Origin of the sequence: Candidatus Acetatifactor stercoripullorum, from assembly GCF_944382095.1 — a bacterium.
GTDB classification, from domain to species: domain Bacteria; phylum Bacillota; class Clostridia; order Lachnospirales; family Lachnospiraceae; genus Acetatifactor; species Acetatifactor stercoripullorum.
In genome coordinates this window covers 23,592-32,219 of the sequence record NZ_CALWMU010000034.1, presented here as the reverse complement: position 1 = coordinate 32,219, position 8,628 = coordinate 23,592, and the positions used below count along the sequence as shown (strand labels likewise).

Annotated in this window: 8 protein-coding genes; 1 reads left to right on the top strand and 7 read right to left on the bottom strand. The window is 47.3% G+C overall.

Annotation, left to right across the window (positions count from 1 at the left end):
- Positions 1–342: 342 nt before the first annotated feature.
- From SHK35_RS10625 to SHK35_RS10615, 3 genes are read right to left on the bottom strand one after another with little or no spacing between them, the layout of a single operon-like run.
- The gene (locus SHK35_RS10625; protein WP_318709735.1) at positions 343–1,158 is read right to left on the bottom strand and encodes an alpha/beta fold hydrolase; all 816 of its coding nucleotides are present in this window, start codon (positions 1,156–1,158) and stop codon (positions 343–345) included.
- Positions 1,159–1,218: 60 nt separating this feature from the next.
- On the bottom strand, positions 1,219–1,515 hold the full coding sequence (locus SHK35_RS14210; protein ID WP_334303687.1) for an RNHCP domain-containing protein: 297 nt from the start codon (positions 1,513–1,515) through the stop codon (positions 1,219–1,221).
- A 30-nt stretch (positions 1,516–1,545) separates the two neighbouring features.
- Positions 1,546–2,031 carry a MarR family winged helix-turn-helix transcriptional regulator gene (locus SHK35_RS10615; protein ID WP_318709734.1) on the bottom strand — a complete coding sequence of 162 codons (486 nt, stop codon included), beginning with the start codon at positions 2,029–2,031 and terminating at the stop codon, positions 1,546–1,548.
- Between the two features lie 225 nt (positions 2,032–2,256).
- On the opposite strand from SHK35_RS10615, the gene holA reads away from it, so the two are divergent.
- A complete protein-coding gene (holA, locus tag SHK35_RS10610; protein ID WP_318709733.1) occupies positions 2,257–3,231 on the top strand; it encodes a DNA polymerase III subunit delta in 975 nt (324 codons plus the stop codon).
- On the opposite strand, the gene SHK35_RS10605 is transcribed toward holA, so the two are convergent.
- The 4 genes from SHK35_RS10605 to SHK35_RS10590 are packed head-to-tail and all read right to left on the bottom strand — an operon-like array spanning position 3,217 to position 8,618.
- Positions 3,217–5,469, bottom strand: coding sequence for a DNA internalization-related competence protein ComEC/Rec2 (locus SHK35_RS10605; RefSeq protein WP_318709732.1), 2,253 nt, complete (start codon positions 5,467–5,469; stop codon positions 3,217–3,219). The two genes, holA and SHK35_RS10605, sit on opposite strands and share 15 nt — an antisense overlap.
- 21 nt (positions 5,470–5,490) lie before the next feature.
- On the bottom strand, positions 5,491–6,405 hold the full coding sequence (locus SHK35_RS10600; RefSeq protein ID WP_318709731.1) for a GerMN domain-containing protein: 915 nt from the start codon (positions 6,403–6,405) through the stop codon (positions 5,491–5,493).
- 16 nt (positions 6,406–6,421) lie between these two features.
- A complete protein-coding gene (locus tag SHK35_RS10595; protein WP_318709730.1) occupies positions 6,422–7,915 on the bottom strand; it encodes a sensor histidine kinase in 1,494 nt (497 codons plus the stop codon).
- 7 nt (positions 7,916–7,922) lie between these two features.
- The gene (locus SHK35_RS10590; RefSeq protein WP_318704569.1) at positions 7,923–8,618 is read right to left on the bottom strand and encodes a response regulator transcription factor; all 696 of its coding nucleotides are present in this window, start codon (positions 8,616–8,618) and stop codon (positions 7,923–7,925) included.
- Between the last annotated feature and the right edge of the window lie 10 nt (positions 8,619–8,628).

Below are 8,628 nucleotides of genomic sequence, written 5' to 3'. Positions count from 1 at the left end.
TCATCCTGGTCGAGAGCCGTCCGGGCGTTCTCTGCCACGCACCGTTCCACCAGCCCCACCACAACCTCCAGTTCTTCTGTAGTGGTCAAGCTTTTTTGGACTCAATCTGCGGAATAGTAAGGCTGTCTATCAAATTATTGTGTTACTTTATGGCACATGAGCTTTTGTATCATCTATAAAAATCGTCACATCAAGGCACTCTCAAAAATGGTATAGTAGTGGTGTAGCAAGCGCCTTCCTGCTTCGTTATTCAGCCCCGTTTTGCCGCGATTTGCGAGGGGATCTGGTCAGATTGACCTGATAATGAACAACTTGATAAGATGAAACTTTTCTGCCATCTCATCATAGCTCATTTATCAACTTCACTATTAACGAATTCACTTCTTTAGGTGCATCGGTATTTGAATTATGCCCTGCATTTTTTATCCACGCTATTGGAATTCCAGTATTTTTATGCCATGCTTTATTATACCGAATACAAGAACCTGCATGGTCTTTTTCTCCGCATATCAGTTGTGCCGGACATTTTATCTTGTATGGAAGATTGGCTTCCATTGCTTCTGCTAATATTTTGAAACCATGTCCTGCAATTTGAGCATATCTTTTTTGGTCGCCATCGTAGATCATCATAATATCATACATCAGTTTCCTTCCATACGAAGATGTGGCAACACCCTTTATTCCGGTTTTCAATAATGACTTCCATGGATAATATCGATATACCGGCTCCATTCTTTTAAGAAGCCACAATTCGATTTCCGTCACATATTTTCTTTGCAAAGGTGCTGAATCAATAGAAACAAATCCCTTCAATTTGTTAGGAAACAACTCCGAATATGCCTGCCCAACATAACCGCCCATGGATTGCCCTATAATAACCGGATAGTGAATGTTTTCCCGACACAAAATGTCATCAAGCCATTTTGCTTTATCCAGCAATGAAAAATCAAATTTGAATGGCCATGATTTTGCATGACCAGGTGCATCCCATACAAACACATTATATTTCCCCTCGAAATATTCGATTTGCTTATCAAACAATCGATGATCTGCAGTTAATCCTGGAAGAAAAATCAAGGTTATATTTCCAGAACCCTGCGCCATATTTATCCAATAATGAATATTCCCGCATTGAGTCCTATATATTTTTTCATTCATTACAATTACTCCGTCTCGTGAAGTTCCAATTTGTCGCTGACTCCATTATACTATGGCCGGTCACTTTCTGGAATAGATGTCTTCAATTTTTTCTAATGGAAAAGGCGGTTGGGAAAGTGGTTTCATTGCAATCGACATCAATTTCATAGGATTATCGTCTGCTGCTACACGGTTAGAGCTTAAATGCCCACATCTGCGGCAACGATGGATGATTGCCCACTCTCCATACTTTCTAACCCATACCCCCACCGGATCCATGATACCGCTACAATCGGCTTCCCTGTCTCCCGGCTCAATATCTAAATGTAAGCTGCTCAGGCAGTTTGGGCCTATGTGTTTTATAATAACCTTTTTCAAATTGCTTTCGCTTGTTATCTCGATTCATAACTACTCCTTTAAGGATGGCGCTGTATGAAAAAACAGATTTATATTTTTTTGCAATGCGTCACGATATTTTTGTGTAAGCATTAGATATTGCTGCTGTTCTTCGGCTGTCCATTCATTCCAAATTTTATTTTCAATTTCAAATATAGGAAGAATTTTTTCTTCTGAAATTTTCTTCCCCTTTTCAGTTAGGCAAACAATGGTATTTCGTCCATGACCTTGTTCAAGATATACGATTCCATCTTTCTTTAAATTACGGATTGCGGAATTTATTGTCTGACGGCTGATACCGGTTAGCTTGCTGATTTCACTTTGAAGGCATCTGTCTTCTTTTTCGCAAATGACATATAAAATATTCATAACACTATCGGGAAGTCCCATTTTAACCGCCATTTCATGATAAAGGGAATTGATTTCCCCGGATAAGTGCGTATATTCTGTTGCGTGTAAATAGTGCATATATTCATCTCCTTGTCCGATTTCGTACATTTATATTATATCCGATTTCGTACATATGTCAAGAGCTTTTTTACGGAATATAGGGCTGCTGTCTATCAAATTCTTGTGCGTTACTTTATTGCACATGAGCATTATGTGCAAGCACCCATGCTCAGGGCTTGCCCTCTTATGGCTGAACCGTCATATAAATCCTTGTGTCTTTTGTCTTTTTTGCCTATAATAAGGATAAACCATTTGAGGAAACGGAGTCTTTGTATGCAGCGCATCAATCAGGATATCAAGCAGGGAAATTTTAAGCAGGTCTATCTCTTGTACGGCGAGGAGCGGTATCTGCGCAGGCAATATGCGAACCGGCTCAAAGACGCGCTGTGCGGCCAGGATGATGGCATGAATACGCATTTCTATGAGGGAAAGGATATTTCCGTGGGGGAAATCATCGATCTGGCTGAAACCCTTCCGTTTCTGGCCCCGCGCCGTGTGTTCTTCATCAAAGACAGCGGGTTGTTTAAGTCCGGAGGAGAAAAGCTGGCAGAATATTTAAGCGCGCCAAATGAGACCTCTTATTTCGTTTTCACAGAAAGCGAGGTGGATAAGCGCAGCAAGCTGTATAAAACAGTGCAGTCTAAGGGATACGCTGCAGAATTCGGCCTGCAGGATGAAAATTCTCTGATGCGCTGGGCGGCGGGTATTTTGAACAGAGAAGGAAAGAAAATCACGGAAAGCACCATGCAGCTTTTTTTGTCCAAAACAGGAACGGATATGGAAAATATCCAAATGGAGCTGGAAAAGCTGATCTGCTACTGCATGGACAGGGACGTGGTCACAGCCCAGGATGTGGAAGCGGTGTGCACCAGCCGTATCAGCAATCATATTTTTGATATGATTAACGCCATCGCGGACAAGCAGACGCAAAAGGCCCTGGAGCTCTACTATGACCTTCTGGCCTTAAAGGAGCCCCCCATGCGCATTTTATTTCTCATCGCCAGACAATGTAACCTGCTGCTGCAGACCAAGGAGCTGAAGGCAAGGGGCTACGATAACAAAACTGTGGGCTCCAAAATCGGCGTCCCTCCCTTTATTGCCGGAAAATATGCGGCCCAGGCAGCCCGCTTTAAGACCTCCGTTTTAAGGGGCGCTGTGCGCCGGTGCGTAGAGGCGGAGGAGGCGGTAAAAACGGGCCGCATGAACGATATTCTCAGCGTGGAGCTTTTGATTCTATCGGTTTTGTGAAAGAATCAGAATTTTTCCTCTCTTGCAGGTTACTGTCACCGCTCCCGTATGCGGCGTCTGCAGGATTTGCACCTTCTCCTCTTCCAGCCGTCTAAGCACCTCCTCATGAGGATGTCCGTAGCTGTTTTCTTTTCCGCAGGAAATCACCGCAAGCTGCGGAGAAAGGCTGGAAAGCAGCTCCTTTCCTGTGGCGTTTTTAGAACCGTGATGGGCGGCCTTCAGTATGGCCACCTTTTCAATTCCCCGGCTCTTCAGCTGCTCTAAAAGGAGCGCTTCTCCCTCCTTTTCCGTATCCCCCGTAAGCAGCAGGGATAACGGCCCACCCTCCCATTTCACATAAAAGCATTGGGAATACACATTGGCGTCCTCCCCGGAAAAGCCCTTTGGAGGATGGAGACAGAGAGCGGTCATTTTTCCGCTTGTAAAGGAATCCCCCGCCTTTATGTATCTTATGTCAGGGGGATTTTTCGGGCACTCTCCGGCCGCGGCAAGAAGGTCCGCAAAGGCTTCCTCTTTTTTCGCTTCCTCAATATCCGGCAGTATCAGCTCCCCAAAAGTAATCTGTCCCTCCTTCAAAAGTTCTTCTATCCCGTTTGTGTGATCCGAATCCGGGTGGGAGACAAAAACAGCGTCCACATGGGATATCCCCTGTCGCTTCAAAAAAGGCGCAAGCACATAGGTTCCCACACCGTTTCGGCTGCTGCTGCCGCAGTCAAACAAATAATTTTGTCCCGCCGCCGTCTGAATGCAGATACAGTCCCCCTGTCCCACGTCCAAAAACGTGACCTTGTCCTTTGGCAGCCCGGAGAGGGAAAACACCAAAAGCCCGGCGCAGATACACAGCCCCTTTGCTGCTTTTCCACGAAGCCTCCCCTTCCCCGCCGCTGCGGCTCCACACAGCAGCAGATAGTAGACTGCGATCTGCCAGAATTTTGGCTGCCCCGGATTCCAGGTATGAAAAGGAAGCCCCTCAAAGATACAGCAGAGTCTTTCATATCCCTTTAAAAGCAGGGCACAGATTTCTCCCAAAAACTCCATGCCGGGAAGCGTCATTCCCAAAATTCCGGTGAGCATGATGGGCTCCATAAGAGGCAGTATCAGCAGATTGAGAAAAACCGAATAAATTGGCACCTCATAATAAAACCACAAAAGCACAGGAAGAGTAGCTGCCGTTACGCTGACACTGGCCTCCATGGACTCCCAGGCCTGCTGGATTTTTTGATAAATCATACCCTTCAGGACACTTTTTATTTTCCCGGGCTCATACCTTTTTATTTTCTGCTTTCTCTCTCCCCCAAACAGCGTCGGCTTTAAGACTCCCATGCCAAGCACAGCTCCATAGGAAAGCAGAAATCCTGCATGGTACAAATACATAGGATTGAAAAGCAGCGTAACTGCTCCCGCCACTCCCAGGGCGGTAAGCATATCATAGGTTCTGCCCAGGACCTCTCCCAGCATCCGAATCAGGTACATGGCGATAGCCCTTAAGGCAGACACCCCAAGCCCCGTCATAATGCCATAGAGAATCAAAATGCCGCTGCCTGCCAGGGCCGCAGGCCAGACCGGCATCCCCATACGTCTGAGCAGACGATACAGCGTCATGCCAATCAGGGTGATATGCAGCCCGGATATACTTAAAATATGCACAATTCCATTCCTCTTATATAATTCTTTGATTTCCCGGTCCAGACCGGCATCATCCCCTAGCAGCATGGTGCTCATCACAGATGCTTCCCTTGGGGGCATAATAGAATACAATCTCTCCTTCCAATTTTGTCTTAGCTGGTACAGTGCCTCTGCCACAGCCCAATGACTTTCACTCTTTGCCAGAAGCCTCCCCTCTGACAGCCTGCCTCCAATTCCCAGGGTTTTATAATATTGTCTCCGGTCGAATTCCCCCGGATTGGATGCGGCATAAAAGGGCTCTATTTTGCCCGAAAGCAAAACAGCGCTGCCCAGAGGAAGAAGCTCTTTTTCTTCCCATTCACATATTATATTTTCCGTTAAAGGAATTTCCTGCTGCTGACCTGCAGCTGAAATCAGAATAGATACGTTTTTCAGATAAATGCTTTGATCTTCTTTTTGATAGATACGTCCTGTGACGGCAAGCGGTTCCAGGCCCTTCTGCCCGAAGGCCTCCAAAAAGGCCTCAAGAGTCCCGGGCGGACCACTCCCCCTGGTCCGCACAAGGGCTGTCAGCGCCAGGCACAGGCATAGCATGAGCAAGGGTCTTTTCATCCTTCCCTTCCTTCCTGCCCTTTAAGGCTCCAGTGTGGTCACCATGTCAAGATTGCGCTCATAGGCAGCGCTGCCAAAGGAGGCTGGAACCTCCCCATTGATAAGAATCTGCACTCTGTTTATATTGGAAAGCTCCACCAAAGAATTGACGACTGCGTATATGGATATCTCCGTAGGCACATTGTTTACTACTGTCAGAAAGGTCTCGTCCAGATTTACGTAGCAGATACCGTCTCTGGTCATTACATTGATAATCTCCGTATCCGGATTGACAGAAGGATACACTCCCTCAATCTGGCCGCTTGGTCCTGCAATCAGCTCCTCCACCACAAAACGATCCAGCGGCGTATTGGTGGAGTAATGCTTTTCACGGTAAGTCTCAATCAGCTGGTCTCCGCCTTCGTTTGCAAAGTAAAGGCTTACCCGCACAAGCTCGTAGGTATTGATTTCATTGCCGTCATTGTCAATAAACTGGTCTGCGCTCATCCATCCCACCGGATTCTCCAAATTGTCGTAAAGCTGCTCGCCCTCCACGTTAATTCCCACATAGCTGATCTCCGGAATCTGAGTGAGCGTGCGCACAATGGCAGCCCTCACCAGCACCTCGGTTGTGGGCGGCATTTCCTTATAAGCCGCATCCACATTTAAAAGCACCCTCTCCTCCTCCAGAGAAACGTCCAGCAGAGAAAAGCCCATGGCAAAGGGCGCTTTATACTCCAGCTTTTCCGGCATAGTGGACAGACATTCTATCAGCTCATCCAGCTGTTGCTCTGTGGTTGTGCCCTGCATCTGGTGTTCGTGCATTTCCACCTTTGTCTCCGTATTGCTCACATAGTAAACCTGATAAATGTTTTCGCCGCTCTCTTGCTTTCTTCCGCAGGCGCCAAGGACCAACAGGCAGAATAAAAAGAGCAGAATACTGTTCCATTTTTTCATAAAAATTCCCATTCGTTTATTGTGCAATATAGGTCAGCGGTATTTTGACCAAAAAACAGGAGCCTTCGCCCTCCGTGCTGGTCACCGTGATGGAGCCTCTGTGCATCAGCACAGCGCTCTTTGTAATGGCAAGTCCAAGTCCGGTCCCCCCAATTTCACGGGAATGAGATTTGTCCACCCGGTAAAAACGCTCATAAATGTGCGCCAGAGACTCCTCTGGAATCCCCAGACCGGAATCGCTGACCTCGAAAGTGAAGAACTGATGATCTGCGTCCACCACAACCTTCACCCAGCCATGCTCCTTGTTATATTTGATGGCATTTTCCACCAGGTTCGTCATAATGAGCGTCATCTTGACCTCATCCACCTCCGCAACCACCGGGCGCACACTCTCAAAGACTACCTCCACATCCTTCTTGCGCGCTATGGGGCGAAGCCGCTTTAAGATCAGCTCCGTCAGCTCGTTGATATCCAGGGATACGATATTCATATCCTGCACCTTTTTATCCATCTTTACAAGCGTCAGCAGATCCGTGATAATCTGATTTTCCCTGTCGATCTCTGAAACAATATCTCCCATAAACTCCCGGTACAGCTCTGCCGGGGCATTCTCCTGTACAAGCAGGGAGTCCGCCAATACCTTTATGGAGGTCATGGGCGTTTTCAGCTCATGGGACACGTTTGCCACAAATTCCTGTCTGGAGTCGTCCAGCGCCTTCATGCGCTTTAGCAGCTGATTGAAAGCGTCTACAATGTGGGCAGTCTCCACGTAATCGGATACGGAAATGCTTTCATCACTGAAGCCCTCCTTCACCTCATTGATAGCCTCCGTGACCCTGTTAAAAGGTCTGGTAAGCACTGCAGAAAGTATGATGGCAAGGGCCACAATGCCCATAATCATAAGGGCTTCCAGTATCACAGCCTTTCGGTTTAATGTGTCCATGGTAGAGGAGATACTCTCGCTGGAAATACTGGTAAGCATAACTCCCTTCACTGCAGTGGATCCGCTTTTTTCCTGCTCCGCCGTGGAATCTACGATAGGTGTGGTAAGCTCAATATAGCCATTTTCGCTGTCATAGTGGGACGTGGTTTCTCCCTGAAAGCATTTGATTACCTCCTCGGAGATAATGGTCTTGCCTTCGCTGATCCCGTAGGTATCCTTTATGATTTCAAAATTGCCGTTGATAATCATGACCCGGCCCTCATACAGGTTGGAAAGCATCTCCAGCTCCGCATTGATCACTTCTCTGGAAGTGCGGTAGCTTTGATCCTCCGACCGATAGTTGGTAAGATAGTTATTGCTCACCAGATGGTTTGCCACGATCATCAGCTGGTTCTGGACAGTGGAAATGCGATTTTCCACCGCCCGCTCTTCGTAATTCTCCACAATCCCGTACCGCATCAAAACGCTGGGCACAATGCCCACCGCCAGAATAATCACAAAGATCCGGGCTTTCAAGCTCTTAAGCAGCAAAAGCTCCTTAAGCTTCTTTAAAAATTTACCGTTCATCTCCACCTTATGCATTCAAAAAATAATAGCCTACCCCCCACTTGGTGTGCACGTACTTAGGCTCGCTGGGGTTTTCTTCTATTTTTTCCCGGAGTCTTCTGATATGTACGTCCACCGTACGAACATCTCCGGGATAATCCGCTCCCCACACCAGCTTTAACAGACTTTCCCTGCTGTAGACCTTGTTTGGATTGAGCATAAGAAGCTCCAGCACCTCAAATTCCTTGGCGGTAAGGCCGATCTCCTTTCCCGCGATATAAGCTCTTCTGCCCTCGCAGTCAAGGCGCAGATCTCCGCTTTCCACGATTTTTGCCGCTTCCCCCGCCGCTTTTTTAGGCTCCACCCGGCGCATGATGGCCTTAATGCGCGCCTTCACCTCCAGAATGTTAAAGGGCTTGGTAATGTAGTCGTCCGCACCGTATTCCAGTCCAAGAATCTTATCCATGTCATCGCCCTTTGCCGTCAGCATAATAATGGGCACATTGGAAAATTCCCGAATCTGCTGGCAGACCTCAAAGCCGGTAAGCTTTGGCAGCATTACGTCCAGCAGAATGATATCGTATTGATTGTTTCTGGCATACTCCAGCGCTTCCTCGCCGTCGTAGGCACAGTCCACCTGCATGTCGTCCTGCTCCAGGCTGAAACGTATCCCTTTTACGATCAGTTTTTCGTCATCTACAACCAACGCTCTCTTAACCGCCATATTAGCCAAT

Coding starts and splice junctions, on each gene's coding strand:
- SHK35_RS10625 (WP_318709735.1), bottom strand. CDS start 1,158: ATGAATGAAAAAATATATAGGACTCAATGCGGGAATATTCATTATTGG.
- SHK35_RS10615 (WP_318709734.1), bottom strand. CDS start 2,031: ATGTACGAAATCGGACAAGGAGATGAATATATGCACTATTTACACGCA.
- holA (WP_318709733.1), top strand. CDS start 2,257: ATGCAGCGCATCAATCAGGATATCAAGCAGGGAAATTTTAAGCAGGTC.
- SHK35_RS10605 (WP_318709732.1), bottom strand. CDS start 5,469: ATGAAAAGACCCTTGCTCATGCTATGCCTGTGCCTGGCGCTGACAGCC.
- SHK35_RS10600 (WP_318709731.1), bottom strand. CDS start 6,405: ATGAAAAAATGGAACAGTATTCTGCTCTTTTTATTCTGCCTGTTGGTC.
- SHK35_RS10595 (WP_318709730.1), bottom strand. CDS start 7,915: ATGAACGGTAAATTTTTAAAGAAGCTTAAGGAGCTTTTGCTGCTTAAG.
- SHK35_RS10590 (WP_318704569.1), bottom strand. CDS start 8,618: ATGGCGGTTAAGAGAGCGTTGGTTGTAGATGACGAAAAACTGATCGTA.